The organism is Rathayibacter sp. AY1A3 (assembly GCF_002930975.1).
GTDB lineage: Bacteria > Actinomycetota > Actinomycetes > Actinomycetales > Microbacteriaceae > Rathayibacter.
The window spans coordinates 28,399-52,834 of sequence record NZ_PSTO01000023.1 but is presented as its reverse complement, the minus strand read 5'-3'; the positions used below and the strand labels follow the sequence as shown (position 1 = coordinate 52,834).

The window sequence follows — 24,436 nt, the reverse complement described above, 5'->3', positions numbered from 1 at the left end:
ACCCCCGCCCCCCCCGTCGAGAAGGACACGCCATGCCAGCAATCGTCATCACCGGCGCCCAGTGGGGCGACGAGGGCAAGGGACGCGCCACCGACCTCCTCGGCAGCCGCGTCGACTACGTCGTGAAGTTCAACGGCGGCAACAACGCCGGGCACACCGTCGTGGTGGGCGACGAGAAGTATGCCCTGCACCTGCTCCCCTCCGGCATCCTCACCCCGGGCGTCGTCCCGGTCATCGCGAACGGCGTCGTCGTCGACATCGAGGTGCTGTTCCACGAGCTCGAGGCGCTGAGCGCGCGCGGGGTCGACGTGTCGAAGCTGCTCGTCAGCGCCAACGCGCACGTCATCACCAGCTACCACCGCATACTCGACAAGGTGACGGAGCGCTTCCTCGGCAAGCGCCAGATCGGCACCACCGGCCGCGGCATCGGCCCGGCGTACGCCGACAAGATCAACCGCGTCGGCATCCGCATCCAGGACCTCTTCGACGAGAACATCCTCCGCCAGAAGGTCGAGGGCGCCCTCGACCAGAAGAACCACCTGCTGGTGAAGGTCTACAACCGCCGCGCGATCCTGGTCGAGCAGGTGCTGGAGGACCTGCTGCAGTACACCGAGCGCCTCCGCCCGATGGTCGCCGACACGTCGCTCGTCCTCTCGCAGGCGCTCGACGCCGGCAGGACGGTGCTGTTCGAGGCCGGCCAGGCCACGATGCTCGACGTCGACCACGGCACCTACCCGTTCGTCACCTCCTCCAACGCGACCTCGGGAGGAGCGGCCACCGGGTCCGGAGTCGCGCCGAACCGCATCGACCGCGTCATCGCGGTGATCAAGGCGTACACGACCCGCGTCGGCGCCGGACCGTTCCCGACCGAGCTCTTCGACGAGTGGGGCGAGTACCTCCGCCGGCAGGGCTTCGAGTTCGGCACCACGACCGGCCGCCCGCGCCGCTGCGGCTGGTACGACGCCCCGATCGCCCGCTACTCGGCGCGGATCAACGGGGTCACCGACTTCGTCCTCACCAAGCTCGACGTGCTCTCGGGCCTCGAGACCATCCCCGTCTGCGTCGCCTACGACGTCGACGGCGTGCGCCACGACGAGGTCCCGGTCTCGCAGAGCGACTTCCACCACGCGAAGCCGATCTACGAGGAGTTCCCCGGCTGGCAGGAGGACATCTCCGGCTGCCGCGAGTTCTCGGACCTGCCGCAGACCGCGCAGGACTACGTGCGCGCGCTCGAGGCGATGAGCGGCGCCCGGTTCTCGGCGATCGGCGTCGGGCCGGAGCGCGAGCAGGTCGTCGTGCTGCACGACCTGCTCGACTAGAAGCGGCGAGGAGTCGAGCCGGGCAGCCCTCTCGGAGGCGGCCGACGTGTTCACAACCGAGGAAGAACGTCGGGGACCTCGCGGAGTGACGCGGATCCCGGGCCCTCTCGACGAATCCTTCCTCCGGTGTGGACACGCCCGCCGCCGAGCGCGCCGGATAATCGGCGCATGCAGATCTACGCCGACCTCCCGGCCGTCCGCGCGCGGCAGATCCTGGCCGACGCCCTCGCTCTCGGCGTGGCCGTCGTGGCGATCGCCGCGGGGATCGCGGTCGGCTCGCTGATCGCCGGCCTGGCCGAGATCGGCCGTCGGCTCGAGAGCGCCGGCAGCGGCTTCGGCTCGACCATGAGCGACGCCGGGACCACCCTCGGCGGCATCCCCCTGCTCGGCGACGCCGTGCGCGCGCCGTTCGACGAGGCGAGCGGGGCCGGCTCCGTGCTCGCCGCCGCCGGACGCGACCAGCAGCAGCTCGCGAGCGCCCTGGCCGTGGTCGCCGGGCTCGCCGTCGGGGGCCTCCCGCTCCTGCTCCTGGCCGTGCTCTGGCTCCGGCCCCGGCTCCGCTTCGCCCGCCGGACCGCCGAGCTGCGCGCCCTCGGCTCGACCGGCGGCGGAACCGAGCTGCTGGCCCTGCGCGCGCTCACCCAGGCGTCCCCCCGCGACATCCTCGCCGCGCACCCGGAGGCCGCCGCGGGCTGGCGGACCGGCGACCCCGCCGTCACCGCCGCGCTGGCGGCCCTCGCCCTCCGCCGGGCGGGGCTCCGGCCCCGCTGACCCCGCAGGACCACCGCGGGTCCGCCGGAGGGATGACGCCGCGAGCCACTGCGGACGACGCCGGCGACACGGGTGCCTCCGTAGCGTCGAGGACATGCAGAACCAGACCTCCTCCGTCGTGGCGCGCGTCGAGGGCGTGCGCAAGCTCTACGGCAGCACGCCGCCCGTCGTCGCCCTCGACGACGTCACGCTCTCGATCGAGCGGGGCGAGTTCACCGCGGTGATGGGCCCCAGCGGATCCGGCAAGTCGACGCTCATGCACGTCCTCGCCGGCCTCGACACCGCCTCCTCCGGCCGCGTGTTCCTCGGGGACGCCGAGATCACCTCGATGAGCGACGCCGAGCTGACCGTGCTCCGCCGCCGCAGCGTCGGCTTCGTCTTCCAGGCCTTCAACCTCGTCCCCACGCTCGACGTGCGCGGAAACATCCGCCTCCCGTTCGAGCTCGACGGCCGCTCCGTGACCGGCGACGAGGAGCAGTGGATCGCCCGGCTGATCGAGTCCCTCGGGCTCCGCGAGCGCCTCACGCACCGGCCCCACGAGCTCTCGGGCGGGCAGCAGCAGCGCGTGGCGATCGCCCGCGCCCTCGCCACCCGGCCGCAGCTGATCTTCGCCGACGAGCCCACCGGCAACCTGGACTCGCGCACCGGCCGCGAGGTCCTCAGCCTGCTCCGGGCCTCCACCCGCGAGTACGGCCAGTCGATCGCCATGGTCACCCATGACCCGATCGCGGCGGCCTACGCCGACCGCATCGTCTTCCTCCGCGACGGGGCCGTCGTCGACGACCGCCGCGGGATGAGCGCCGAGGAGATCTCGCGCGCGATGCTCACGATGGAGGGCGCGGCGTGAGCGGCGTGCGCACGGGCTCGAGCCAGGGCGGGGGCGCCATCGTCACCGTCGCCGCACTCGCCGCGGCGTTCGGCGCCGTGCTGGTGCAGGTCATCGCCGACATGGTCGCGGCCTTCGCGGCGGCGGGGATCGACGGCATCGGCCAGGTCGCCCTCATGCTCGGGATGGTCGGCGCCGTCTTCTTCGGCATCGCGGTGTTCGTGGGCGGGATCGTCACGGCCAACGCGGTCTCGACCGTCATCGCCGGGCGCACCCGCGAGATCGCCCTGCTGCGCCTGCTCGGCGCCTCCGGCCGGTCGCTGCGCAGCGGGATCGTCCGCACGGGCCTCCTGCAGGGGCTCCTCGGAGCGGCGATCGGCCTGGTCGCCGGCGTCGCTCTCGTGGCGCTCGCGGCGGAGATCGCCATCCGGAGCGGCACCCTGCCCCGCTTCGACTACCCGCTCGTCTCGCCCGGCCTCGTGCTGCCGCTGATCGCCGTGGTCGCCTCGACGGTCATCGCCTCGTGGTCCGGATCGCGCCGCGTGCTCGCGGTCGCGCCGTCGCAGGCCGCCGGATCCTCCGCCGAGCCCCGCTACGAGGAGCTGCGCGGCCGCACCGCCCGCAACGTCACGGCGATCGTCTTCGTCGTGGTCGGCGCGCTGCTGCTCGCCGCCGGCGTGGTGTTCGGGCTCGCCAACCCCGGTGGCGTCCTGCTCGGGCTGGTCGGAGGCATGGCGTCCTTCACCGGCGTGATCCTCGGGGCGCCCGTCCTGCTCCCTCCGCTCACGGCCCTCGTGGGCCGCGCCTTCGGCCGGGGCCCCGTCGCCCGACTGGCGTCCGCCAACGCCGTCCGCAATCCGGCGCGCAGCGCCCGCGCCGTCATCGGACTGGTCATCGGAGTGTCGCTGGTCACGATGTTCGCGGTCGCCGCCGCCACCTTCGGCACGATCATGGAGCGCTCGGGCGAGACGAACCCCGAGGTGATCGCGGCGTTCGAGCAGTTCATCCAGGTGAGCACCGCGGTGATGAGCGTCCTGCTCGGCTTCTCGGTCGTCCTGGCCGCCGTCGGCATGGTCAACACGCTGTCGCTCAGCGTGCTGCAGCGCCGGCGCGAGCTGGGCCTGCTCCGCGCGCTCGGCTTCACCGGCTCGCAGGTGCGGTCGATGGTGGTGCTCGAGGCGGCGCAGATGATCATCGCTGCCGCGGTGCTCGGCATCGTGCTCGGGATCGTCTACGGCTGGTGCGGCGCGATCTCGGTGTTCGGCTCGCTGCCGGGCATCGGACTGATCCCGCCGACCGTCCCGGTGCCGATCCTGGTGGCGGTGCTCGTGGTGGGCGTCGTGATCACGGTCGTCTCGGCCGTGCTGCCCGCCCGCCGCGCCACGAAGGTGTCGCCGGTCGCCGCTCTCGCCGTGGCCTGAGGGCCGGCGCCGCGGAGGACCCGCAGCCGGAGGGCCGGCGCCCTCACACCACCGAGAACCCCGCGGCGAGGGGCTCCCGCCCGCTCAGCGCGAGCAGGAGCTCCTCGCCGCGTCCGGCTCGAGCGGCCAGCCCACCGGTCAGCGCGCAGCACGCCTCGACGGCCTCGGCGGGCAGCACGTGCGGGATCCCGGTGGCCCGCGAGAGGTCGAGCGTGTGCACGACCAGCTCGAGCAGCCGGGTCCGGAGGTACTCGTCCAGCTCGATCGCGTGGCCGCCCACGGCGACGAGGCGGCCGGGACGCTGGGCGGCGACCAGCTCGACCGCGCGGCCCGCCGCCTCCGCCAGCGCCTGAGCCGGCCTGTCGCCGAGCAGCAGCCCCGCCTCGACCCCGCGCCGCGCCACCGCCGCGGGGTCGGCGACGTTCCCGGCCAGCGCGGCGTAGTAGTCGAGCGCGTCCTCGATGGTCGGCTCGGGCGGCTCCGGAGCGAGGAGGTACGCCTCGACCGTCAGCACCGCCCGCGACGCGTGGCCCGCGAGGCCGCGGACGTCCCAGACGCCGAGCCCCGGCTGCTCCCACTGGTCCTCCCGCACCTGCGCGAGCAGGCCGACGAGGGCGGCGGCGGCGGACTCGAACAGCGCGGCGGTGCTCATGGAGCCATGCTGGCACGGTGCCCCACACTGATCGCATGAGCAGCCCCCGCCGCCCCGGTCCCGTCACGCTCGTCGGCCGCTCGATCGTCCTCGAGCCGCTCGCCGTCGAGCACGTCGAGCCGCTCGGGCGGGCGATCGGGCGTCCGGAGGTGTTCGCCGGCGGCTACGGAGGAGGACCGTCCGGCCTCCCCGGCACCCCGGAGGAGTTCCGCGCCTTCGTCGACCGCTACTACCCCTGGGGCACGGGCCTGCCGTTCGCCGTGCTGCAGGAGGGACGCGTCGTCGGCACGACCTCGCTGGCCGACTTCGACGAGGCGCGCGAGGCGGCCCACCTCGGCTGGACGGCCTACGCGCCCGAGACGTGGGGCACCGTCGTGAACCCGCAGGCGAAGCGGCTGGTGCTCGGGCTCGCCTTCGACAGCGGCTACGAGCGGGTGAAGCTCCAGGCGGATGCGGTGAACGCGCGCTCGCGGGCCGCGATCCTCCGTCTCGGCGCCGTGTTCGAGGGGGTGCTCCGCCACGACCAGCGGCGGGCCGACGGCTCGTGGCGCGACACTGCCGTCCACTCGATCCTCGCGGCCGAGTGGCCGGCCGTCCGCGACGCGCTCGACCGCCGGATCGACGCGGCGCTAGCGCTCCCCGCCTCGACCGCGCAACCGCTGACCGGGCGGCCGCCCGAGGAGTAGGAAGGAGGCATGGAACGCATCCACTACGCCGGCAGCTCCGTGCTGACGGGTACCGCCATCGCGCGGTCGCTGCTGGCCTACGCGGAGGCGCTGGCGCTCACCAAGGGGTCGATCACGGTCGACATCCCGATCCGCCAGGAGTCCGGCCGGCCCGGACGGGCGGCGCTGCTGATCGGACCGGCGAGCCAGCTGTTCTCGGAGTCCGAGGACGACGGAGCCGAGGAGCTCCTCGACGAGGAGCTCGTCGAGCGCTTCACCCGCGAGACGGCCCGCCTGGGCGTCTCGCACCCCGTGGCCGAGGAGGACGGCGGCGCCGGGCCCCTCTCCGCCGTCGACACCGAGATCCCGCACTTCCACGGCGAGGACGACTCCTGGTGAGCATCCGGGGCGCCGGTAGGATCGACACTCACGACTCCGCCCGATCCTTCGCGGACGGGCGACTTCCCGAACGGAGAACCGCCTGATGGGGCGACTGATCTACGACTCGACCCTCGAGGCCGACTTCGACGACCGTCTGCTGGCGCACCTGCAGATCGTGATCGGCTCGAAGCTCGCGCGCAACGAGTCCTTCTACTTCTCGTGGAAGGACTCGCAGGCGGTCGGCGACGGACGCACCTCGATCTGGCTGCACCCCGCCATCCCGTTGCGCTTCAAGTACCACGGCGGCCGTGCCCCGAACATCAACCCGGACTGGATCCGACAGCTGCTCGCCGACTCGCACACGGCGCACGGGCTGCGGATCAGCGAGGAGCCCCACGGGACCGCCCGTCAGAGCGAGGAGAGCATGCTGTGAAGCGCGTCGAGATCATCTACGGCGGAGCGCCGTTCAGCCTGAGCGAGACGTCGGCCGCGGAGGTGCGCGAGAGCATCGACCGCGCCCTGGACGGCTCCGCGTCGCGCTGGATCACGGTGAACCAGGGCGAGGGCGAGCCCCGCGAGACCTCGATCCTGATCACGCCGGGAGTGGCGTTCTCGGTCGCCGACGTCGCGCACTGAGGTCGACGCCGCGGTCACGGTGACCGCCGGGGCTCGCGCTGCAGGCTCGGTCCGGGGCGCTCGCACCGCCGGCCCGCCTCGGAACGACTGCCGTCCTCAGCGCACCCGCGCCGTTCAGCCCGCCAGCACGCGCGGGAACTCCCCCGGGATCTCGCTCGCGAGGTACCCGGCCGGGCCGATCCGTGCGGAGAGGCGCGTGTCCGCCTCCGTGTGCAGGAACGCGCCCCACGCGGCCGCGCCCATCGGATCGACGCCGCGCCCGCGCAGGCCCGCCGTCGTTCCGGCGAGCACGTCGCCGCTGCCAGCGGTGGCCAGCCCGGGGTGCTCGCCCTCGATCCGCACCGCGTCGCCGTCGGGCGAGGCGATCGTGTTGAACAGGCTCACCACCGCGCCGTAGCGCTCGGCGACCGCGAGGGCGGCCCGCTCGACGTCGTCGACCTCCTCGCCGAGGAGCCGGGACGCCTCCTCCGAGTTCGGGGTCAACAGGAGCCTGCCCGCGAGCCTCCGCGCGAGACGGCGCTGCCCGGGCAGGACCCCGAGCGGGAAGGCGTCGAGGTGCACGGCCGGCACGTCGTCGAGGAGCGGAGCGAGGGCACGGAGGGTCGCGGCGGTCGCGCGCGGGTCGTCCAGGCCGGGTCCGATCAGGGCGACGTCGGCGGAGGAGAGCTCGCCGGCCAGGACGTCGAGCCCGCGGCCCGAGACGGAGCCGGTGCGCGTCTCCGCGAGCGGGACCACTCCGCACTCCGGCAGCGCGGCCGCGGTGGCCGACGCGACCGACTCGGCGACGCAGAGCGTGATGCGACCCGCGCCGGTCCGCAGCGCGGCGATCCCCGCGAGGATCGCGGCGCCGGGCGTCTTGCGGGCGCCGCCGACGACGACCACGTCGCCGCGGGAGTGCTTCGAGCCTCCGGGCTCCGGGAGGGGCCAGCGCTGCTCGAGCAGGGCGCGGGAGACGAGGTCACTCATGAGGGTCTCCTTCTCCGGCCGCGCGGTCGTCGTGCCGGGTGACGGGTGCGCCGGAGCGCTCGAGGTGGGACGTGCGGTTGAAGAGCTCGAGGCGCCACGCGTCGCCGTCGCGGACGAGACGGGTGACGGAGCCGTTGGCGACGGGCGTCGAAGCGCCGATGTCGAGCAGCTCGTGCTCGGAGAGGCCCTCGAGGACGTAGCGGAGGACGAGGACGACCGCGTCGTGGCAGAAGAGGATCGCCGGCCCGGGAGGCGCGGCGACGGCGAGGTGGTCGACGAAGGCGCGGACGCGGAGCGCGAGGTCCGTCCAGGCCTCGCCTCCCGGCGGTCGGTAGTAGAACTTGCCGAGCCACTCGCGCCGCGCCGCCTCCTCGGGCATCCGGGCCCGCACGCCGGCGGAGGTGAGGCGGTCGGTGACGCCGAGGTCGCGGTCGCGCAGGCGCTCGTCGGGGCGCAGCCGCAGGTCGATGCCGGCCTCGCCGAGGGCGAGGCGGGCGGTCGCGGAGGCGCGGCGGTAGGGCGACGTCCAGGCGGAGGCGGGTCGCGCCTCCTCGGCCAGCCAGCGGCCGAGCGCGCGCGCCTGCTCCTCGCCGGCGGGGGAGAGCTCGACGTCGGGGTCGCGGCGGTCGACGGCGATCTCGTGAGCCCCCGAGGCCTCGGCGGCGCTCGCCGCGATGTTGGCGAGGCTCTCGCCGTGACGGACGAGGAGGAGCTCGGTCGGGCCGGTGGAGGAGGCGGGCATGGCTCCACGCTCCGCCTCGCGGGCCGGAGGCGCCAGGGGGTTCCGCCGCGGCGACGCGGGTTGCTACGGAGGGGTTCCGCCGCCGTCAGGGCGCCTCTCCGTCGGCGCGCTCCTCCGCAGAGACCGCCGTGACGACCGCGGTGAGCGTCTCGGGGTCGCTCAGGATGCGGAAGTGCCCGCCGGTCTCGATCCGGACGTTGACCGCGCCCTCGAGCATGCTGCCCTCGGGGATGTGCGGATCGAAGAGGCCGAACACGGAGGTGATCCGCGCGTTCGCTCCGGAGCGGCTCGACAGCAGCAGGGTCGTGGCGTCGCGCGGCGAGAAGGCGCGCAGGCTCCGGAGGACCAGGTAGGGCGCGTAGCGGGAGCCGCCGAACGGGGTCGCCACGGCGACCATCCGGTCGACCCGGCCGTCCGGGTCGAGCTCGGTCATCACGTACTTGCCGATCAGTCCGCCCTTGCTGTGGGCGACGATCACCACGTCGCGGAGCCCGTGCTCGGCGAGGTAGGCGGCCACGTCCTCGGCCGTCCGGGCGACCGGGCGGCCGTTGCGGCCGAGGCTCGTCAGCACGTGGAGAGGGTGCCCGCGCTCGTGCAGCGGATCGATGATCGGGCGGAGGAAGGACCAGGTCTCCCAGATCCCCGGCAGGACCACGACGGGCCGCCGGTCGCCGTCGAGGTAGTCGTCCGGGGCACGGCGCGAGAGGACGCCGCGCACCTGCCAGGCGACGGCGTAGGCGTAGTCGCGGATCCACCAGACGGCGTCGCGCACCAGGCGCCGGAGCCGGCTCATGCGGCAGGCTCCGACCGGAGGGGCAGCGGGGCGGCGGGCCTCTCGCCGAGCGCAGCGGCGAAGCGGAGGATCTCGCGGGCGAGCGCTCCGGGCTCGGTGCGGGGGACGACGTGGCGCGAGCCGGCGAACTCGACGAGCCGCCCCTCGCGCGCGCGGGCCGTGAGCCGCTCGCACCAGTCCCGGGTGGCGATCGGGTCGTCGTGGCCGCGGGCGACGAGGACCGGCACCTCCAGCTCGGCGACGCGCTCCTGCACCGGATGCCGCAGCATCTCGGGCAGCTGGCGCAGGTACCAGCGCAGGCCGCCGCGCAGGTAGTCGGCCAGCAGGATCGCGTCGACGCCCACCGGCTCGCCGAGGCAGTCCCGCAGCAGCGCGAGCCCCTGGCGGACCGCTCCGGGCCGCTGCGGATCCACCACCGGCCCGATGAGCACCGCACCGCCGACCAGGCCGGGCGCGCGCAGCCCCAGCTCGACCGCCACCTGCGACCCCATCGAGTGACCGACGACGACCGCGCGCGAGACGCCCAGTCCGCGGAGGACCTGCTCGACCTGCCGCGCGTGGTCCTCGAGGCCGATCCTCCGCCGCGGTCGCGCGTTCGCGCCGAAGCCGGCGAGGTCGACGCCGATCACCCGGCCGTGCCGCTTCAGGCGGGCGGCGAGCGGCGAGAAGGTGTGGTGCGACATCCCGATCCCGTGGATCAGGACGAACACCGCGCCCGCTCCGGCCGGACCGGTGTCGACCGTCCGCAGCGTGACGCCCTCGACCTCGTGTCGCACGGGGAGGACGCGGCGGGGCGGTGTCGGCAGCATCGTCCCAGGCTAGGGATCGTCGGCCGGCCGCGCGGGGGGATGCGCCCGCTCCCGCCGTGGTCTAGGCCGCATCCGCCCTGGGGAGGAGCGTTCACCCCGCCGGCCGCCGGCGGTCCCCGCCGAGCGTCCCGTCGTCCCCGCTGTCAAGCGGCTCCTCCCCGGCGGCGCCCCTGCCTAGCCTCGGAGGAGGGGGTCGGCGCGCGCCGCTCCCGGAGGGATGACGCCATGCGGATCGCGATCGTCGGGGCGACCGGCAACCTGGGGACGGCGCTGCTGCGGCGCCTGCACGGCGAAGCCGGGGTGGAGGAGATCGTGGGCATCGCCCGCCGGGCCCCTCGGCTCCGCTCGGAGGAGTACCGCGACGTGCGCTGGGTCGAGATCGACCTCGCGTCGAGCGTCGCCCCGCGGCGGCTCCGCGAGGCCTTCGCCGGCGTCGACGCCGTCGTGCACCTCGCCTGGGCGCTGCAGCCCAGCCACGACGAGCCGTTCCAGCGGCTGGTCGACGTCGGAGGCACTGCGGCCGTGCTCGAGGCGGTCGCCGCCGCGGGAGTCGGCCAGGTCGCCGTCGCCTCGTCCGTGGGCGCCTACAGCGCCGCGCCGAAGTCGATCCGGGTGACCGAGGACTGGCCCACGGGCGGCCTGCACACCTCGACCTACAGCCGCCACAAGGCCGCGAACGAGCGGCAGCTCGACGCCTTCGAGGAGCGGCACCCCGAGATCGTCGTCACACGCCTGCGCCCGGGGCTCGTCTTCCAGCGCGGAGCGGCGACGGAGATCGCCGGGCTCTTCGCCGGTCCCCACTACCCGACGCGGTGGCTGAAGGCGGTCCGGATCCCGGTCCTGCCGCTGCCGCGGAGCATCGTCTTCCAGGGCGTGCACGCCGACGACGTGGCCGACGCCTTCTGGCGCGCGCTCGACCGGCGCGCCGGCGGGGCCTTCAACATCGCGGCCGAGCCGGTCCTCACTCCGGAGCGGCTGGCGCACGCCTTCGGCGCCCGCCTGGTCACGGTGCCGTTCGGGCTGCTCCGCTCCGTCGTCACCGCGACCTGGCACCTGCGCCTGCAGCGCACCGACGCGGGCTGGCTCGACATCGCGGGCAACGTCCCGGTGATGTCGACCGAGCGCGCCCGCGCCGAGCTCGGCTGGGCGCCGACCCGCACGGCCGAGGAGGCGCTCGCCGAGCTCGTGGCCGGCCTGGCCGACCGCTCGACCGTCCCGGGCTCGCCCCCGCTCCGGGGATGATCCGGCCGGTCGTCGATCGGAGGCGAGCCCTCCCGGTCAGTCGGCGACGCGGATGAGCACCTTTCCCGTCGCGCCCTGCTCGACCGCGTCGTGGGCGGCCGCGGTCTCCTCGAGCGGGAACCAGGTCAGCGGGAGGCCCGCCTCCTCGCCCACCGGGAGCGCGCCGTCGACGAGGGCCGCGGTGATGTCCTCGGCCGCGGCCTGCAGCGCCTCCTCGCCCACGGTGTAGAGCAGCAGGCCCTGCCAGCGGGCGTTCTTCGCGAAGCTCGCGACGATCGGCACGGTGAACTCGTCGCCGTTGTTGTTCGCGTAGTACCCGATGCTGCCGTGGTTGGCGAGCACCTCGACGTCGAGCGCGGCGTTCTGAGCCGGGGCGACCTCGACCACGTGCTGGACGCCCTCGGGGGCGAGCTCGCGGATCCGGTCGGCGAGCGCGTCGTCCGGGTACTGCAGTACGTGCTGCGCGCCGGCCGCACGGGCGAGCCGCTCCTTGGAGTCACTGCTCACCGTCGCGATGACGGTCGCCCCGGCCCAGACCGCGAGCTGGATCGCGGCGTGCCCGACGGCTCCGGCGCCGCCCTGGACCAGGACGGTGCGGCCGGCGAGGGCGCCAGGCGCGAGGCGGGAGGGGCCGTGCTCGTGCACGGTGAGGGCGCGGTGGGCGGTCATCGCGGGGACGCCGAGGCTCGCGGCGACGTCGATGCCGACGCCCTCGGGCAGGCGCACGACGTGCTCAGCGGCGAGCACCGCCGACTCCTGCGCGGTACCGGTGGGGCGGCGGTGCGCGGAGAGGTACATCCAGACCCGGTCGCCGACGGCCAGGCCCTCGACGCCCTCGCCGACCGCCTCGACGACACCGGCGCCGTCCTGGTTCGGCACGACCTCGTCGAACGCGAGGTCGCCGTCTGCGCGCGCCTTCCAGTCGGTCGGATTCACGCCCGACGCCAGGACGCGGACGCGGACCTCGCCGGCGCCCGGCGCCCGCTCCTCCCGGTCGACGAGGGAGAGGACGGAGGAGTCACCGGTGCGGGAGTAGACGATCGATCGCATACGGAGGGCAAGGAGCGCGGGCGGCGGTGTATTCCCGGCGGCACGACGAAGGGCGGCGGGCCCGGAGGCCCACCGCCCTGTCAGCGCCGACGGATCAGTGCTGCACGTCCTCCTGGACGGCGTGCTTGGCCTCGCGGGCCGAGTCCTTCACGTCGTCGGTGGCGGAGGTGCCCGCCTCCTTGACGTTCTGCGCGGCGTCGGTCGCGGTCTCCTTGACGGAGGCGAACGCCTGCTGCGCGGGCTCGCGGAGCTCGCTCGCCGCCTCCTTGGCCGCGTCGGTCACCTTGTCGACGACCGGCTGGGCCTGCTCCTTGACGCGGCTCGCCGCCTCCTTCTCCTTGCTGGAGGCGGGGATGAGCGAGGCGACGAGGAGTCCGGCGCCGAGGGCGATGAGCCCCACGGCGAACGGGTTGCCCTCGGCCTTGGCCTTCGCCGAGCCCGCACCGCTCGAGAGCGAGTCGGAGGCGTCGTGCGCCGAGCCCATCACGCGGTCGCGGACGGAGCCCACGGCCGACTTGACCTTGTCGGTCTGACGCTGCGCGATGGCGGACGGGCTGACCTTCTCGGCCAGCGCGTCGACGTCTCCGCCGAGCTCGAGGCGCGTGCGCTCGATGTCCGCCCGGATCTCCTCGGGTGTCTTGTTCTGTCCTGCGTCGTACGTCATCGTCCTGCCCCGTTCGGCTTGAGGGTGTCGGGAATCTTCTTGAGGGAGTCGACCGTCTCGGGAGCGCCGTCGACCTGCTTCAGGCTCTTGCGGCCCACCGCGTAGAGGATCGCGGCCACGATCGCCCAGATGACGGCCACGACCACTCCGGACCAGCCGTTGCCGATCAGAGTGCCCAGGCCCCACCAGAGGGCGATCGAGAGGAAGAGCACGGCCATCAGCGCGGCGTAGCCCGCCCCGCCGAGGAGGCCCGCTCCCTTGCCCGCCTTGCCGGCGGACTCCTTGAGCTCGGCCTTGGCGAGGGCCATCTCCTGGCGGATCAGCGTGGAGAGGTCGCGCGAGATCTCGCCGAGCAGATCGCCCAGCGACGTCGACCCGGCCCGCTGGTCGGGCGTCTCCGTCGAGCGGTGGACGCCCGTCGGGTCGGTCACAGCCGGCCGCCGTTCGGGAAGCCGCCGTCGAGCGGGTCGGCGACGGGCTCGGTCGGCGCGTAGTCGCGCTCGAGGGAGCTCGAGCCGACGGTGCCGTAGGCGGACGCGACGGGCGCGTCGTACGCGGAGGCGTCGGAGTACGCGGTGGTCGAGGCGGGGGCGTCGAACTCGGGCCCGTCGGTGCGGGTGCTCGTCGCCTCCTTCTCGTCCTTCGCCTCGGCGGTCAGGGCGCGGATGAGGCGCCCGCCGACGAGTCCCGTCGCCGCGGCGATGAGGATGAAGGCACCCGGGCGGCGGCGGGCGAACGCGCGGACGTCGTCGAGGAGCTCGGACGGGTCGCGGTTCTCGAGCCACGAGGCCACACCCTGCACGCGGGTGGCCGCCTGGGAGACGAGCTTCGCGGCGGCGTTGTCGCTGCCGCCCTCGCCGTTGGCCAGCGCGGTCAGGTCGTCGCTGAAGGCGCGGGCGCCCTTGGCGGCGTTCTCCTTCTGGGCGTGGGCCTGCTCGGTGAGCTGGGTGCGGCTCTGGTCGTAGAGGTCCTTGACCTGGACCTTGGCCTCCTGGACCACGTTGGCGGCCTCGTCCTTGCCGGTCGAGAGCACTTCGCTCGCGGCCTGCTTGGCGTCGCCGGCGACGGCGCCGGCCTGGTCCTTGGCGGTGCCCGCGGCGGCGCTCGCCTTCTCCTTCGCGGAGTCGGCCGTGCCGCCCGAGGAGGAGCCGGAGGAGGTGTCCGTGGAGGCGACGTGCGCCCCGCTGTCGATGGGGGTCTCGGTCGCGCCGAAGTTCGCGGCGCCGTCTCCGAACGGAGGTGAAGCGGGATCGATGTTCGACATCGTCTGTCCCTTCCAGGATCGAGTGGGGAATGAATGCGTGCCGGCGTCGCCAGTCTGTTCGGGCCCTCGAGTACCGGGAAGGGCATAGCGGCTGACCCCCCGATGGGGCTACCATCCCGCGCCCACGAGGGCGGGTCCCGAGGGCCCGTGGATCGACTGCTCCGCCGCCGCGTCAAGCCCCTTCTGACCCGCGAACAGGGCTCCCTACCGTCGAGAGGACAGACATCGGACGTCCGCACCCGGATCCGCCCGGCTACCCCGGAAAGGCAACCAGTCATGTTCTTCCACCGTCAGGAACTCCAATTCACGTCCACGCCCTCGAAGCCCGACGCGGTCTTCGCCCGCCGCTTCCAGGAGGTGCTCGGCGGCCAGTACGGCGAGATCACCGTGGCGATGCAGTACGGCTTCCAGGCCTGGAACGCCCACGACCCGGGCAAGTACCGGGACCTGCTCTTCGGCATCGGCGCCGAGGAGTTCGGCCACGTCGAGATGATCGCCGTGATGATCGCCCAGTTGCTCGAGAAGGCCCCGGTCGAGCAGTCCGAGGACGCGATGAAGAAGGACCCCGTGCTCGCGGCGGTCATCGGCGGCTCCGACGTGCAGCACGCCATCGTGGCCGGCGCCGGCGCGCGCCCCGTCGACAGCATGGGCAACCCGTGGCAGGGCTCCTACATCACCGCCAGCGGCAACCTGCTGGCCGACTTCACCGCCAACGCGAACGCGGAGATGCAGGGCCGGCTCCAGGTCGCCCGGCTGTACCACATGACCGACGACCACGGCGTGCGCGACCTCCTGTCGTTCCTCCTGGCCCGCGACACCATGCACCAGAACCAGTGGATCGCGGCGGCCGCCGAGCTGCGCGCGGAGGGCCGGGAGGACCTGCCCGTGCCCTCGAACTTCCCGATCTCGAAGGAGGAGCGCTCGGTGTCGTACGAGTACATCAACTTCTCGGACGGAGCGGCGGCCTCCGAGGGCAGCTGGGCCTCGGGCCCGACCCCGGACGGCAAGGGAGAGTTCAGCTACCGGGTCGCCGAGCCCGGCGGCAACGTCCCGATGCCCCCGCCCACGCAGCCGGACGAGCGCCTCTACGGCACCGACCCGAAGCCGAACATCGTCGAGAAGGCAGTGGGGGCCGTCAAGGACGCGGTGACGGGCAAGTGAGCGCCGCACGGATCCTCGGGGCGCTCGGCGCCTCCGCCCTGACGATCGGCCTGCTGGCCGGTTGCACCGGCGACGCCCAGACGCCGATCCAGTCGGGGAGCGCAGTGCCCACCAGCGCCGACGACGGATCGTCGCAGACGCCCACGAACGCGCCCTCGCAGTCCGCTCCGTCCGAGTCCGCCACCCCGGCGACCTGATCCCGCGCCCTCGACCGGCCGGCACCGGTCGAGGGCGCGAATCATCGCAGTCCAGCGGGCGCCCGGGCAAGCCCCTTCCCGCTCCCAGGAAGCGGGCAGTTCCCGGTCCTACGGTCGTGCCAACGATCAGCGAAGGAGGCACCACCATGGGGCTCGATGACAAGATCAAGAACGCCGCTCAGGACATCGCCGGCAAGGCGAAGGAAGCCCTGGGCGACCACAAGAACGACGACAGCCTGAAGGCCGAAGGCCAGAAGGACCAGGCCGCGGCCTCGGCCAAGAAGGCCGGCGAGGACGTCAAGGACGTCTTCAAGTAGGTCTCGGCAGTACCGCGAAGGCGGCGCTCCCCTCGGGGGGCGCCGCCTTCGCTGTTCCCCGGCTAGGGGTGCAGGACGACCTTGATGCAGCCGTCCTCCTTCTTCTGGAAGGTCTCGTAGAGGGCCGGAGCGTCCTCGAGCGGCGCCCGGTGGGTCACGAGGTCCATCACGCCGAGCGGATCGGAGGAGTCCTCCACCAGCGGCAGCAGGTCGTCGATCCAGCGCTTCACGTTGCACTGGCCCATCCGCACCGTCACCTGCTTGTCGAACATCGACTTCAGCGGCATCGGGTCGGCCTCTCCGCCGTAGACCCCGCTCAGCGACACGGTGCCGCCGCGGCGCACCAGGTCGAGGGAGGCGTGCACTGCGGCGAGGCGGTCGACGCCGACCGTGTCCATCGCCTTGCGGGCGATCGGGTCGGGCAGGAGCCCCGCCATCGACTGCGCGAACGAGCCGACAGGCGAGCCGTGCGCCTCCATGCCGACCGCGTCGACGACGGAGTCGGGGCCGCGCCCGTCCGTGAGGTCGCGCAGCTGCGCGGCGATGTCATCGGACAGGTCGAACGTCTCCACGCCGTACCGCTCGGCCATCGCACGCCGCTCGGCGACGGGCTCCACGGCGAGGACGCGGTAGCCGCGGTGGGCGCCGATCCGCGCCGCGAACTGGCCGACCGGGCCGAGTCCGAAGACGACCAGGGTCCCGCCGTCGGGCACCTGCGCGTACTCCACGCCCTGCCAGGCGGTGGGCACGATGTCGCTGAGGAAGAGGTAGCGCTCGTCCGGCAGGTCCGTGCCGACGACGATCGTGTTGTAGTCGGCCAGCGGCACGCGGAGCAGCTCGGCCTGCCCTCCGGGGACCTGGCCGTACATCTTCGTGTAGCCGAAGAGCGCCGCTCCCGAGCCGTACTCGGTGACCTGCGTCGTCTCGCACTGCGACTGCAGCCCTCGGCGGCACATGAAGCACTCGCCGCAGGCGATGTTGAAGGGCACGACGACGCGGTCGCCGGGCTTCAGGGTGGTGACTCCGGAGCCCACCTCCTCGACGACGCCCATCGGCTCGTGGCCGAGCACGTCCCCGCGGTCGATGTAGGGCCCGAGGAGGCGGTAGAGGTGCAGGTCGGAGCCGCAGATCGCGGTCGAGGTGATCCGGACGATCGCGTCGGTCGGCTGCTGGATGCGGGGGTCGGGGACGGTCTCGACCGAGACCTTCTCGATGCCCTGCCAGGTGAGTGCTCGCATGCTCGTGTCCGTTCTCCGGCTCGCGCCGGTCGGGGTCGGTGTCTCTCCACCGCACACCCGGAGGGCGCCGAGGGGGAGGGGCTTGACGCTCCCCGGAGCGTTCCCGAGGGGGATTCCCGGGAGAACGCACGGACGTGCATCCCGCGTTCACCCGACTCACGGCGGCCGAGTGGTGGGATGGGGGGATGGATGCTCTCTACACCGCCATCGCCCACGCCTCCGGTGGAGGACGCGACGGCCACGTCCGCACCGAGGACGACCGTCTCGACCTCGACACCCGCGCCCCGCAGGAGCTCGGCGGCTCCGGCGAGGGGACCAACCCCGAGCAGCTGTTCGCGGCCGGCTACTCCGCCTGCTTCCTCAGCGCCCTGCACGGAGCCGGTCGCCAGCTGAAGATCGACACGACCGACGCGGCCGTCTCGGCCAGCGTCTCGATCGGGAAGAACGACTCCGACGGCTTCGGCCTCTCGGTCGAGCTCGACGTCTACGTGCCGAAGGCGAGCTCCGAGGACGCGCAGAAGGTGGCCGATGCGGCGCATCAGCTCTGCCCGTACTCCAACGCCACCCGCGGCAACATCCCCGTGCAGATCAACCTGGTCGACTGACCGGGCCCTCTCGACGGCCCCTCCCGGACTCCGGGCAGGGGCCGTCGTCGTGTCCGGGGGCGGTCCGTTAGGGTCGGGGCATGACCGAGGAGCTGTCGCACGAGGAGCCGTCGCACGAGGAGTCCCTGGCGCGGGCCGAGCTCGTGCAGATCCGTCAGAGCATCGACAACATCGACGCGGCGCTGATCCACCTGCTCGCCGAGCGCTTCAAGTTCACGCAGAAGGTCGGCCGGCTGAAGGCCGCGCACGGGCTGCCCGCCGCGGACCTCGAGCGCGAGGCGCGCCAGATCGCGCGGCTGCGGGCGCTCGCCGAGGAGTCGCACCTCGACCCGGCGTTCGCCGAGAAGTTCCTCGGGTTCATCGTCGCCGAGGTCATCCACCACCACCAGCGCATCGCCGACGGCGCCGAGAACTGAGGCTCAGCCCTCGATCCGCAGCAGCCCCGCCGTGCGCTCGCGCAGCACGCCGAGCAGCAGCGGGTAGTCGGGGAAGAGCTGGTCGCGCCGCAGCGTCGGCACCCGCAGCCCGAGGGGAACCTCCGTGATGCGGCCGTTCGTCTCGGTGAGGGTCAGGCGGAGGCTATGGCTCCCCGTCGGGCTCGAGGCGACGACCGAGCGCAGAGCCTCGAGCGGGAAGATCAGCCCGTCGATCTGGATGGCCGACTCCGACACCACGATCGAGCCCGGCAGCCCGGGCCGCAGCGCCAGCCGCGCGGCGACCAGCCCGAGCGGGAGGGAGAGCGCCACGACGACCGCCCCCAGCGCGATCTGCGCGCGGTCGCCCGACGGGGATCCCGCGAGGGCGACGGCCAGGACGCCGGCGGCGAACGCCTCCGTGGCGACGACGACCAGGGCGACCGCCCGGCGCTGGAGCGGAGCGCGGTGCGGCCGGAAGCGGACGGCCGAGGCGGGCCCGGCCAGAGCGGGCGGCAGGGCGTCGCGGACGCGGGCGGCGGCGCCGAGGTCGACGAGCAGGGCGGCGAGGTCCTCCGGGCGGAAGTGCGCGCAGCGGACCTCGACTCCGTCGCCGCGGCACCAGGCGACGAAGCCGTCGCCGTCGGCGGACTCGAGGAAGCGGACCGACCGGCGGGGCCACTGCTCGCGGCGGCGACGGCCGCGCATCAGCACGACCTGCGTCTCGGTCGTCATCACGCGGGTGGGGGAGACGACGAAGAGCGAGACCGCCGAGGCCAGTCCGATGACGACGGTGAGGGCGAGGAGGCCGAGCGCGAGCACCGACTCGTCGAGGACCCCGCGGCGGTCCGCGAGGACGGCGAACGGGATGAGCACGGCCGCGAGGCCGGCGCCGAGGAGCCGCAGGAGGAGGGCGCGGAGGCGCCGCAGGACCGATGGGCCGTACACCCGTCGCGTCCGGATCGCCATCGGTTCCGACTCCATCGCGTCAGGCTAGCCCCGGCCGGGATCGGTCGCCCGGAGAGGCGCGTCGGTGGCGCGATCCTCGCGCCACCCGTCCCCGGTTCGGGGGAGGAGTGGCGCGAGGCGCGGCCTACGCCTCCGCGGTGCGGTGCAGGGCGCGGACCGAGACGACCCGGCGACGGGCGATCGCGGCGACGGTGAGCAGCAGCCCGAACAGCAGCCAGATCACCAGGCCGACGACGGCGCCGGCCGTGCCGTCGGTGCCCTCGACCACTCCGGACAGCGCGTTCTGCGCCGCCGAGAGCGGCAGGAACCCGAGCACGTCGTCGAACAGCCCGGGGACCGTCGAGATGATGCCCGCGCCGAGCGCGATCACCGCCGCGACCATCGCGAGGAAGCGGCCGATCCCTCCGAGCAGGGCGACCAGCCCCTGGTTCACCGCGGCGAACGAGGCGCCGGTGAGCATCGCCAGAAGGGCGAAGCCGACCCAGCGGCCCGGCTCCAGGCCCGCGACCCCGCTCATCACGATCGCGACCGCGAGTCCCTGCACCACGCCGATCACGAGCGCCGGCACGTAGGAGGAGAGGGCGAGCGCGGCGGAGGAGCGGGTCGAGGAGAGCGCGCGGTGCGAGAACGCCGCGAGCACCAGGAACGTCGCGAGGGCGCCCAGCCAGAGGGCGATCGTCGCGAAGAACGGGACGCTGGAGGCTCCGAACAGGTCGGTCGCGCTGCTCGCGTTCTCGACCGGGTCCGAGACGACGTCGGCGAGGTTCGTCGACTCCGACTCGGTGTAGGTCGGGAGCTGCGCGACGGCGGCGTCGAGGCCGGTCGCGAGCGTGCGGGTGCCGTCGGCGAGCTGCACGGCGCCGTCCGAGACCCCGCTCGCGCCGTCGGCGAGCTGGTCGGCTCCGTCGGCGGCGGAGGAGGCTCCCGTCGCGAGGTCGGCGGCGCCGCCCGCGGCCGTGGTCGCGCCGGTCGCGAGGTCGCGGGCGCCGGCCGCGGCGGTGGTGGCGCCGGTCGCGAGCTGCGCGGACCCGGCCGCCGTGGTGTCGAGGCCGTCGGCGAGCTGGGACGCTCCGCCCGCGGCGTCGTCCGCGCCGTCGGCGAGCTGCGTCAGGCCGCCGGACAGCTGTCCGATGCCCCCCGAGAGAGTGCGCGCGCCGGTGGCGGACTGCCCGACCGCGTCGATCAGCGAGGGCTGCCCGTCGCCGCCGAGGCGGATGCCCGCGTCGATCCCGGCGACGGCTCCCGCGGTCGTCGTGGCGAGGGTGGTCGCGCCGGTGGGTCCGTCCGCCGAGGCGATGACGGCGCGCGCGGCGAGGCACTGCGTCGTCTCGCAGCCCTCGAGCGCGGCGCTGAGCGCCTCGAAGGTCCCCGCAGTGGCGGCGGCGGCGCCGGCGCTGAGGGCGGCGACCTGCTGGGTCCCGTCGCCGGTCCTCACCACTCCCTCCCTCAGCTGGTCGAGCCCGTCGGCCAGGTCGGAGGCGCCGCCCTGCAGCGCGGTCGCCCCGGTCGCCGAGTCGCGGGCGCCCGTCGCGAGCTGTCCCACTCCGCCGGAGAGGCCGCGCGCACCGGTGGCCAGCTGCGCGACTCCGCCGGACAGATCGGAGGCCCCGGTGCCCAGCTGCCCCACGCCGTCGGCGAGGGATGAGGCTCCGGTGCCGATCTGCCCGACGCCGTCCGAGAGCGAGGAGGCGCCGGTGGCGAGCTCGTCGATCCCGTCGGCGAGGCTGCTCGTGCCGTCGGCGAGGGTCGAGGCCCCGGTGCCGAGCTGGTCGGCGCCGTCGGCGAGCGTGCCCGCGCCCTCGGCCGCCTGGCCGATCTGCTCGTTGAGGGTGTTGAAGCCGACGTAGACGTTCTCGAGGTAGGCCGTGGTCAGCTGCGTGTTGAGCAGCGAGGTGGCGGTGCTGGTCACCGTGGCCGAGATGGCGTCGTCGACGAGTTTGGCCTTCTCGCTGGTGGCGATGTCGATGGTCGCCTTCGTCGCCTCCGCGGCGTCGCCCGAGTACGAGGTGGCGGCGGCGGAGAAGGAGGAGGGGATCGTCACGACGGTCGCGTAGCTGCCGTCGGCGAGGCCCTTCGCGGCGTCGTCCTTGTCCGTGAGGACCCAGGTGAAGTTGCCCGTCGAGTCCGAGCCGGAGACGTTGGGCACCGGGGTCGTGCTCGCGGACGGCGTCGCGCTCGCCGAGGGGGTGGAGGAGGGGGCGTCCGAGCTCGCGGAGTCGGTGCCGCCCGTCACCAGGCCGGCCGCGAGCTGGCGCCCGAGCGGCACGGTCTGCCCGTTGATCTCGACCGGGGTGTCCTCGTTGACCACGGCGGCCGTGATCGTGTCGAGTCGCTCGGTCGGGTTCCACAGCGCCCACACCAGGAGGCCGCCGATGACGAGGGGGACCAGGACGATCCCGAGAAGGGTCAGCCAGGACACCTTCTTGACGCCGCGGGGGCGTTCGAGGGAGAGGAGAGCCATCTGTCAGAGGACCTTTGCGATCGCGCGGCGCTCGGCCGCGGGCGAGACCGCGAGCACGCCGCGGTCGGAGGGGAGGAGGTCGTCGAGCGCCTCGGCGTCGACGGAGGAGGCGACCACGGTGAACGCGTCGTCGGCGGCGCGGGCGGCGTCGAGCTCGGCTCGGATCGCGCCGCGCAGCTGCGGGTCGGTGACCGTGTCGAGGTCGTCGAGCACCAGGATCGGCGGGGCCGACTCCAGAGCCGACCGGACGTCGGCGACGGGGTCGGCGGCTCCGGCGAGGCGCACCAGCCCGACCCGGCCGCGCACGGCGGCGGAGCGGATCGGCACGACCAGGCCCGCGACCTTCAGGCGCCCGGAGTCGGGGGCGAGCCGGCCGGCGATGCTCAGCAGCAGCGCGGTGCGGCCGGAGCGGTGCGGCCCGTGGACCACGAGGGAGGAGCCGGGCGCGACCCGCAGCGAGACGCCGCTGTAGACGGGACCGTCGGGTCCGTCGAGGCGGAGGTCCTCGGCCGCGATCACGTCGGTGGATCCGGGCTCCGGCCAGTCGGCCAGCGCGAGCTCCTTCGTGAGGCCCTCGCCCTCGACGTCGAAGGACGGCAGGACGCGGTCGAGCCAGCGCGGCATGTGCCAGGCGCGGTCGCCGAGCAGGTGCAGCACGGCGGGCACCAGCGTCATCCGCACGATGAACGCGTCGACGAAGACGCCCACGGCGAGCCCGAGCGCGATCGGCTTGATGTTGGTGTCCCCCTCCGGCACGAAGGCGGCGAAGACCGAGAACATGATGACCGCGGCGGCCGTGACCACCTTGGCCGAGCCGACGAAGCCCGACTCGACGGCGGCGCGCGCCGGCCTCCCGTGCACGTAGTCCTCGCGCATCCGCGAGACCAGGAACACCTCGTAGTCCATCGCGAGGCCGAAGAGCACGCCCATCAGGATGATCGGCATGAAGCTGATGATCGGGCCCGTCTTGTCGACGTGCAGAGCGTCCGAGAACCATCCCCACTCGAACACCGCCGCCACGGCGCCGAAGGACGCACCGACCGACAGCAGGTAGCCCAGCGTCGCCTTGATCGGCACCCAGAGCGAGCGGAACACCATCGTCAGCAGCACCAGCGACAGGCCCACGACGAGCAGGCCGAACGGCAGCAGGGCCTTGGCGAGAGTGTCCGAGATGTCGATCCCGACCGCGGTCTGGCCGGTCACTGCGAGGTCGACGCCGTACTCCTGCTGGAAGTAGTCGTGCTTGTCGCGGATCTCGGCGACCAGCGCCTTGGTGGCCTCGGAGTCGGGGCCGCCCTCGGGAATGACCTGGATGATGCCGGTGTCGGCGGTCTCGTTGGGCGTCGCGAGCGGCACCGAGGCGACTCCGTCGAGCTTCTCGATCTCGCCCTTGAGGTCGTCCATCAGGCCGAGCGGATCGGTCGAGCCGATGATCGTGCCGGTGACGATGAGCGGGCCGTTGTAGCCGGCGCCGAAGTTCTCGGCGAGCAGGTCGTAGGTGGTGCGCGCGGGAGTGCCCTCGGCCTGGTAGCCGGCGTCCGGCAGGGCGAGGCGGAGGCTGAGCGCCGGGATGCTCGCGACGCCGAGCACGCCGATCACCGCGATGATCGTCACGATCGGGAAGCGCGTGACGACCCGGACCCAGCCGCGGAAGAACCCGCGCGGGACCTCGGCGTGCACGTGGCCGCCGGGGGAGGCGGTCGCCGCCTCCTCGTGCGCCTCGGTGTCGACGTGGGTGCCCGCGGCGGCGGCGGCCTTCGCGGCCTTCTTCTTCGCGCGGCGCTCCTTCGGGCGCAGCCGCGCGCCGGCGAAGCCGAGGAGGGCGGGGGTCAGGGTGAGCGCGATGACCACGGCGATCGCGACTCCGCCCGCCGCTGCGACGCCCATCGTGGTGAGGAACGGGATGCCCGCGACCGAGAGGCCGACGAGCGCGATGATCACGGTCAGGCCCGCGAAGACGACGGCGGAGCCCGCGGTCGCGGTCGCCCGCGCGGTCGACTCCTCCGGGTCCATGCCCTGCTTCAGCTGGTCCTGGTGGCGGCTGATGATGAAGAGGGCGTAGTCGATCCCGACCGCCAGGCCCAGCATCAGCGCCAGGAGCGGCGTGGTCGAGGAGATCGAGGCGAAGCGGGTGGCGATGAAGATGGCCGACATCGAGAGGGCGACGCCGAGCAGTGCGGTGACCAGCGGCATGCCGGCGGCCAGGAACGAGCCGAAGGTGAGCACGAGGACGACGAGGGCGACCACGAGGCCGATCGCCTCCGTGATGGTCACGCCGGGGAGGTTCTGGGCGAAGAGGTCGCCGCCGAGCGAGACCACGGACCCGGCGGGCAGCGCGTCCTGGAGGGTCGTCGCCTCGGCCTTCAGCGCGTCGCGGCTCTCGGGGCTCGTGGTGGTGGCGGAGCCGTCCATCTGCGCGGTGATGACGAGGGCGTTCCCGGCGTCGGAGATCGTGCCGGAGACGCTGTCCGAGTACGGGTCCGTGACGGCCGCGACCTCGTCGACGTCGCCGAGCGCGGCGACCGCGTCGCTGACGGGGCCCTTCACGTCGGCGTCCTGGACGCTGCCTCCGTCGGGCGCGACGACCACGTACCGCGCGGACGTGCCGCTGACCTGGGGGAAGGTGCGCTCGAGCTGGTCGAGGGCGGTCTGCGACTGCGTGCCCGGGATGGAGAACGTGTTGTCGGTGCCCTGGTTGAGCAGCAGCGCTCCTCCTCCGCCCGCCACCACGATCAGCAGCCACAGGACGGCGACGAGGCGGTGGGCGCGGTACACGCGACGACCGAGACGGTAGAGCAGCGACGACACGCGGTCTCCTGACGATGGGTGGGGAGGGTGGCGATACGTCTCTGTACCAGGGCGGAGCCGGGCTCC

Annotated in this window: 27 protein-coding genes; 14 read left to right on the top strand and 13 right to left on the bottom strand. The window is 73.7% G+C overall.

The window, feature by feature from the left end; genetic code table 11:
• Positions 1-32 precede the first annotated feature (32 nt).
• The 4 genes from C5C10_RS11745 (at position 33) to C5C10_RS11730 (ending at position 4,337) form a co-directional block, all read left to right on the top strand.
• Positions 33-1,319: an adenylosuccinate synthase gene (locus C5C10_RS11745; RefSeq protein WP_104329308.1), complete on the top strand. Its 1,287-nt coding sequence runs from the start codon at positions 33-35 to the stop codon at positions 1,317-1,319.
• A 168-nt stretch (positions 1,320-1,487) separates the two neighbouring features.
• Complete coding sequence (locus C5C10_RS11740; RefSeq protein WP_104225708.1) at positions 1,488-2,090, top strand: hypothetical protein; 603 nt, start codon at positions 1,488-1,490, stop codon at positions 2,088-2,090.
• 94 nt (positions 2,091-2,184) lie between these two features.
• On the top strand, positions 2,185-2,937 hold the full coding sequence (locus tag C5C10_RS11735) for an ABC transporter ATP-binding protein (RefSeq protein ID WP_104222781.1): 753 nt from the start codon (positions 2,185-2,187) through the stop codon (positions 2,935-2,937).
• Positions 2,934-4,337: an FtsX-like permease family protein gene (locus C5C10_RS11730; protein ID WP_104329307.1), complete on the top strand. Its 1,404-nt coding sequence runs from the start codon at positions 2,934-2,936 to the stop codon at positions 4,335-4,337. Before C5C10_RS11735 ends, C5C10_RS11730 begins: the two co-directional genes overlap by 4 nt.
• 43 nt (positions 4,338-4,380) lie before the next feature.
• On the opposite strand, the gene C5C10_RS11725 is transcribed toward C5C10_RS11730, so the two are convergent.
• The gene (locus tag C5C10_RS11725) at positions 4,381-4,989 is read right to left on the bottom strand and encodes a maleylpyruvate isomerase N-terminal domain-containing protein (protein ID WP_104274505.1); all 609 of its coding nucleotides are present in this window, start codon (positions 4,987-4,989) and stop codon (positions 4,381-4,383) included.
• Between the two features lie 35 nt (positions 4,990-5,024).
• Here C5C10_RS11725 and C5C10_RS11720 point away from each other — a divergent pair, with 35 nt between their 5' ends.
• The 4 genes from C5C10_RS11720 (at position 5,025) to C5C10_RS11705 (ending at position 6,671) form a co-directional block, all read left to right on the top strand.
• Positions 5,025-5,675, top strand: coding sequence for a GNAT family N-acetyltransferase (locus C5C10_RS11720; protein WP_104329306.1), 651 nt, complete (start codon positions 5,025-5,027; stop codon positions 5,673-5,675).
• Between the two features lie 9 nt (positions 5,676-5,684).
• Entirely contained in the window at positions 5,685-6,053 is a 369-nt protein-coding gene (locus tag C5C10_RS11715) for a hypothetical protein (protein WP_104222777.1), read from the top strand.
• An 85-nt stretch (positions 6,054-6,138) separates the two neighbouring features.
• The gene (locus tag C5C10_RS11710; RefSeq protein WP_104222776.1) at positions 6,139-6,468 is read left to right on the top strand and encodes an ATP-dependent DNA ligase; all 330 of its coding nucleotides are present in this window, start codon (positions 6,139-6,141) and stop codon (positions 6,466-6,468) included.
• Positions 6,465-6,671 (top strand): hypothetical protein, encoded by a 207-nt coding sequence (locus tag C5C10_RS11705; RefSeq protein ID WP_104222775.1) that lies wholly within the window; start codon positions 6,465-6,467, stop codon positions 6,669-6,671. The genes C5C10_RS11710 and C5C10_RS11705 overlap by 4 nt, the downstream gene beginning before the upstream one ends.
• 114 nt (positions 6,672-6,785) lie before the next feature.
• Here the strand turns inward: C5C10_RS11705 and C5C10_RS11700 are convergent, their stop codons facing one another.
• The 4 genes from C5C10_RS11700 to C5C10_RS11685 all read right to left on the bottom strand — a co-directional run bounded on the left by C5C10_RS11700 (position 6,786) and on the right by C5C10_RS11685 (position 9,981).
• Positions 6,786-7,637, bottom strand: coding sequence for an NAD(P)H-hydrate dehydratase (locus C5C10_RS11700; protein ID WP_104329305.1), 852 nt, complete (start codon positions 7,635-7,637; stop codon positions 6,786-6,788).
• Complete coding sequence (locus C5C10_RS11695) at positions 7,630-8,379, bottom strand: histidine phosphatase family protein (protein WP_104250670.1); 750 nt, start codon at positions 8,377-8,379, stop codon at positions 7,630-7,632. The genes C5C10_RS11700 and C5C10_RS11695 overlap by 8 nt, the downstream gene beginning before the upstream one ends.
• Positions 8,380-8,464: 85 nt before the next feature.
• The gene (locus C5C10_RS11690; protein WP_104239324.1) at positions 8,465-9,172 is read right to left on the bottom strand and encodes a triacylglycerol lipase; all 708 of its coding nucleotides are present in this window, start codon (positions 9,170-9,172) and stop codon (positions 8,465-8,467) included.
• Entirely contained in the window at positions 9,169-9,981 is an 813-nt protein-coding gene (locus tag C5C10_RS11685; protein ID WP_104329304.1) for an alpha/beta fold hydrolase, read from the bottom strand. The genes C5C10_RS11690 and C5C10_RS11685 overlap by 4 nt, the downstream gene beginning before the upstream one ends.
• Positions 9,982-10,206: 225 nt before the next feature.
• Between C5C10_RS11685 and C5C10_RS11680 the strand changes: the two genes are divergently transcribed.
• Positions 10,207-11,223, top strand: coding sequence for an NAD-dependent epimerase/dehydratase family protein (locus C5C10_RS11680; protein ID WP_104222770.1), 1,017 nt, complete (start codon positions 10,207-10,209; stop codon positions 11,221-11,223).
• Between the two features lie 36 nt (positions 11,224-11,259).
• Here C5C10_RS11680 and C5C10_RS11675 read toward each other — a convergent pair whose 3' ends face one another.
• From C5C10_RS11675 to C5C10_RS18220, 4 genes are all read right to left on the bottom strand, one after another.
• Positions 11,260-12,273, bottom strand: coding sequence for an NADPH:quinone reductase (locus C5C10_RS11675; RefSeq protein WP_104329303.1), 1,014 nt, complete (start codon positions 12,271-12,273; stop codon positions 11,260-11,262).
• Between the two features lie 94 nt (positions 12,274-12,367).
• Positions 12,368-12,937, bottom strand: a complete 570-nt coding sequence (locus C5C10_RS11670; RefSeq protein ID WP_104222768.1) for a DUF3618 domain-containing protein — start codon at positions 12,935-12,937, stop codon at positions 12,368-12,370.
• Positions 12,934-13,368 carry a phage holin family protein gene (locus C5C10_RS18225; RefSeq protein WP_104329302.1) on the bottom strand — a complete coding sequence of 145 codons (435 nt, stop codon included), beginning with the start codon at positions 13,366-13,368 and terminating at the stop codon, positions 12,934-12,936. Before C5C10_RS18225 ends, C5C10_RS11670 begins: the two co-directional genes overlap by 4 nt.
• On the bottom strand, positions 13,365-14,201 hold the full coding sequence (locus C5C10_RS18220; protein WP_104225698.1) for a hypothetical protein: 837 nt from the start codon (positions 14,199-14,201) through the stop codon (positions 13,365-13,367). The genes C5C10_RS18225 and C5C10_RS18220 overlap by 4 nt, the downstream gene beginning before the upstream one ends.
• A 276-nt stretch (positions 14,202-14,477) precedes the next feature.
• On the opposite strand from C5C10_RS18220, the gene C5C10_RS11655 reads away from it, so the two are divergent.
• The 3 genes from C5C10_RS11655 to C5C10_RS11645 all read left to right on the top strand — a co-directional run bounded on the left by C5C10_RS11655 (position 14,478) and on the right by C5C10_RS11645 (position 15,876).
• Positions 14,478-15,362 carry a manganese catalase family protein gene (locus C5C10_RS11655; protein WP_104222765.1) on the top strand — a complete coding sequence of 295 codons (885 nt, stop codon included), beginning with the start codon at positions 14,478-14,480 and terminating at the stop codon, positions 15,360-15,362.
• Positions 15,359-15,559: a hypothetical protein gene (locus C5C10_RS11650; RefSeq protein WP_104329301.1), complete on the top strand. Its 201-nt coding sequence runs from the start codon at positions 15,359-15,361 to the stop codon at positions 15,557-15,559. The genes C5C10_RS11655 and C5C10_RS11650 overlap by 4 nt, the downstream gene beginning before the upstream one ends.
• Positions 15,560-15,705: 146 nt before the next feature.
• Positions 15,706-15,876, top strand: a complete 171-nt coding sequence (locus tag C5C10_RS11645; protein WP_104222763.1) for a CsbD family protein — start codon at positions 15,706-15,708, stop codon at positions 15,874-15,876.
• Positions 15,877-15,938: 62 nt separating this feature from the next.
• Here the strand turns inward: C5C10_RS11645 and C5C10_RS11640 are convergent, their stop codons facing one another.
• A complete protein-coding gene (locus C5C10_RS11640) occupies positions 15,939-17,114 on the bottom strand; it encodes a zinc-dependent alcohol dehydrogenase (RefSeq protein ID WP_104247475.1) in 1,176 nt (391 codons plus the stop codon).
• A gap of 185 nt (positions 17,115-17,299) precedes the next feature.
• On the opposite strand from C5C10_RS11640, the gene C5C10_RS11635 reads away from it, so the two are divergent.
• On the top strand, positions 17,300-17,719 hold the full coding sequence (locus C5C10_RS11635) for an organic hydroperoxide resistance protein (protein ID WP_104222761.1): 420 nt from the start codon (positions 17,300-17,302) through the stop codon (positions 17,717-17,719).
• An 80-nt stretch (positions 17,720-17,799) separates the two neighbouring features.
• Complete coding sequence (locus C5C10_RS11630; protein WP_104329300.1) at positions 17,800-18,135, top strand: chorismate mutase; 336 nt, start codon at positions 17,800-17,802, stop codon at positions 18,133-18,135.
• Positions 18,136-18,138: 3 nt separating this feature from the next.
• On the opposite strand, the gene C5C10_RS11625 is transcribed toward C5C10_RS11630, so the two are convergent.
• From C5C10_RS11625 to C5C10_RS11615, 3 genes are all read right to left on the bottom strand, one after another.
• A complete protein-coding gene (locus C5C10_RS11625; protein WP_146082160.1) occupies positions 18,139-19,116 on the bottom strand; it encodes a hypothetical protein in 978 nt (325 codons plus the stop codon).
• A 109-nt stretch (positions 19,117-19,225) separates the two neighbouring features.
• On the bottom strand, positions 19,226-21,562 hold the full coding sequence (locus tag C5C10_RS11620; RefSeq protein ID WP_104329298.1) for a YhgE/Pip domain-containing protein: 2,337 nt from the start codon (positions 21,560-21,562) through the stop codon (positions 19,226-19,228).
• 3 nt (positions 21,563-21,565) lie between these two features.
• Entirely contained in the window at positions 21,566-24,370 is a 2,805-nt protein-coding gene (locus C5C10_RS11615; RefSeq protein WP_104222757.1) for an MMPL family transporter, read from the bottom strand.
• Between the last annotated feature and the right edge of the window lie 66 nt (positions 24,371-24,436).

Bases quoted from the DNA above. Each gene is read 5' to 3' on its own strand.
- C5C10_RS11645 (WP_104222763.1), top strand. From the start codon at position 15,706: ATGGGGCTCGATGACAAGATCAAGAACGCCGCTCAGGACATCGCCGGC.
- C5C10_RS11680 (WP_104222770.1), top strand. From the start codon at position 10,207: ATGCGGATCGCGATCGTCGGGGCGACCGGCAACCTGGGGACGGCGCTG.
- C5C10_RS11695 (WP_104250670.1), bottom strand. From the start codon at position 8,379: ATGCCCGCCTCCTCCACCGGCCCGACCGAGCTCCTCCTCGTCCGTCAC.
- C5C10_RS11620 (WP_104329298.1), bottom strand. From the start codon at position 21,562: ATGGCTCTCCTCTCCCTCGAACGCCCCCGCGGCGTCAAGAAGGTGTCC.
- C5C10_RS11715 (WP_104222777.1), top strand. From the start codon at position 5,685: ATGGAACGCATCCACTACGCCGGCAGCTCCGTGCTGACGGGTACCGCC.
- C5C10_RS11690 (WP_104239324.1), bottom strand. From the start codon at position 9,172: ATGAGCCGGCTCCGGCGCCTGGTGCGCGACGCCGTCTGGTGGATCCGC.
- C5C10_RS11675 (WP_104329303.1), bottom strand. From the start codon at position 12,273: ATGCGATCGATCGTCTACTCCCGCACCGGTGACTCCTCCGTCCTCTCC.
- C5C10_RS11635 (WP_104222761.1), top strand. From the start codon at position 17,300: ATGGATGCTCTCTACACCGCCATCGCCCACGCCTCCGGTGGAGGACGC.
- C5C10_RS11740 (WP_104225708.1), top strand. From the start codon at position 1,488: ATGCAGATCTACGCCGACCTCCCGGCCGTCCGCGCGCGGCAGATCCTG.
- C5C10_RS11725 (WP_104274505.1), bottom strand. From the start codon at position 4,989: ATGAGCACCGCCGCGCTGTTCGAGTCCGCCGCCGCCGCCCTCGTCGGC.
- C5C10_RS11735 (WP_104222781.1), top strand. From the start codon at position 2,185: ATGCAGAACCAGACCTCCTCCGTCGTGGCGCGCGTCGAGGGCGTGCGC.
- C5C10_RS11700 (WP_104329305.1), bottom strand. From the start codon at position 7,637: ATGAGTGACCTCGTCTCCCGCGCCCTGCTCGAGCAGCGCTGGCCCCTC.
- C5C10_RS11670 (WP_104222768.1), bottom strand. From the start codon at position 12,937: ATGACGTACGACGCAGGACAGAACAAGACACCCGAGGAGATCCGGGCG.
- C5C10_RS11630 (WP_104329300.1), top strand. From the start codon at position 17,800: ATGACCGAGGAGCTGTCGCACGAGGAGCCGTCGCACGAGGAGTCCCTG.
- C5C10_RS11640 (WP_104247475.1), bottom strand. From the start codon at position 17,114: ATGCGAGCACTCACCTGGCAGGGCATCGAGAAGGTCTCGGTCGAGACC.
- C5C10_RS11720 (WP_104329306.1), top strand. From the start codon at position 5,025: ATGAGCAGCCCCCGCCGCCCCGGTCCCGTCACGCTCGTCGGCCGCTCG.
- C5C10_RS11655 (WP_104222765.1), top strand. From the start codon at position 14,478: ATGTTCTTCCACCGTCAGGAACTCCAATTCACGTCCACGCCCTCGAAG.
- C5C10_RS11625 (WP_146082160.1), bottom strand. From the start codon at position 19,116: ATGGAGTCGGAACCGATGGCGATCCGGACGCGACGGGTGTACGGCCCA.
- C5C10_RS11710 (WP_104222776.1), top strand. From the start codon at position 6,139: ATGGGGCGACTGATCTACGACTCGACCCTCGAGGCCGACTTCGACGAC.
- C5C10_RS11685 (WP_104329304.1), bottom strand. From the start codon at position 9,981: ATGCTGCCGACACCGCCCCGCCGCGTCCTCCCCGTGCGACACGAGGTC.
- C5C10_RS11745 (WP_104329308.1), top strand. From the start codon at position 33: ATGCCAGCAATCGTCATCACCGGCGCCCAGTGGGGCGACGAGGGCAAG.
- C5C10_RS18220 (WP_104225698.1), bottom strand. From the start codon at position 14,201: ATGTCGAACATCGATCCCGCTTCACCTCCGTTCGGAGACGGCGCCGCG.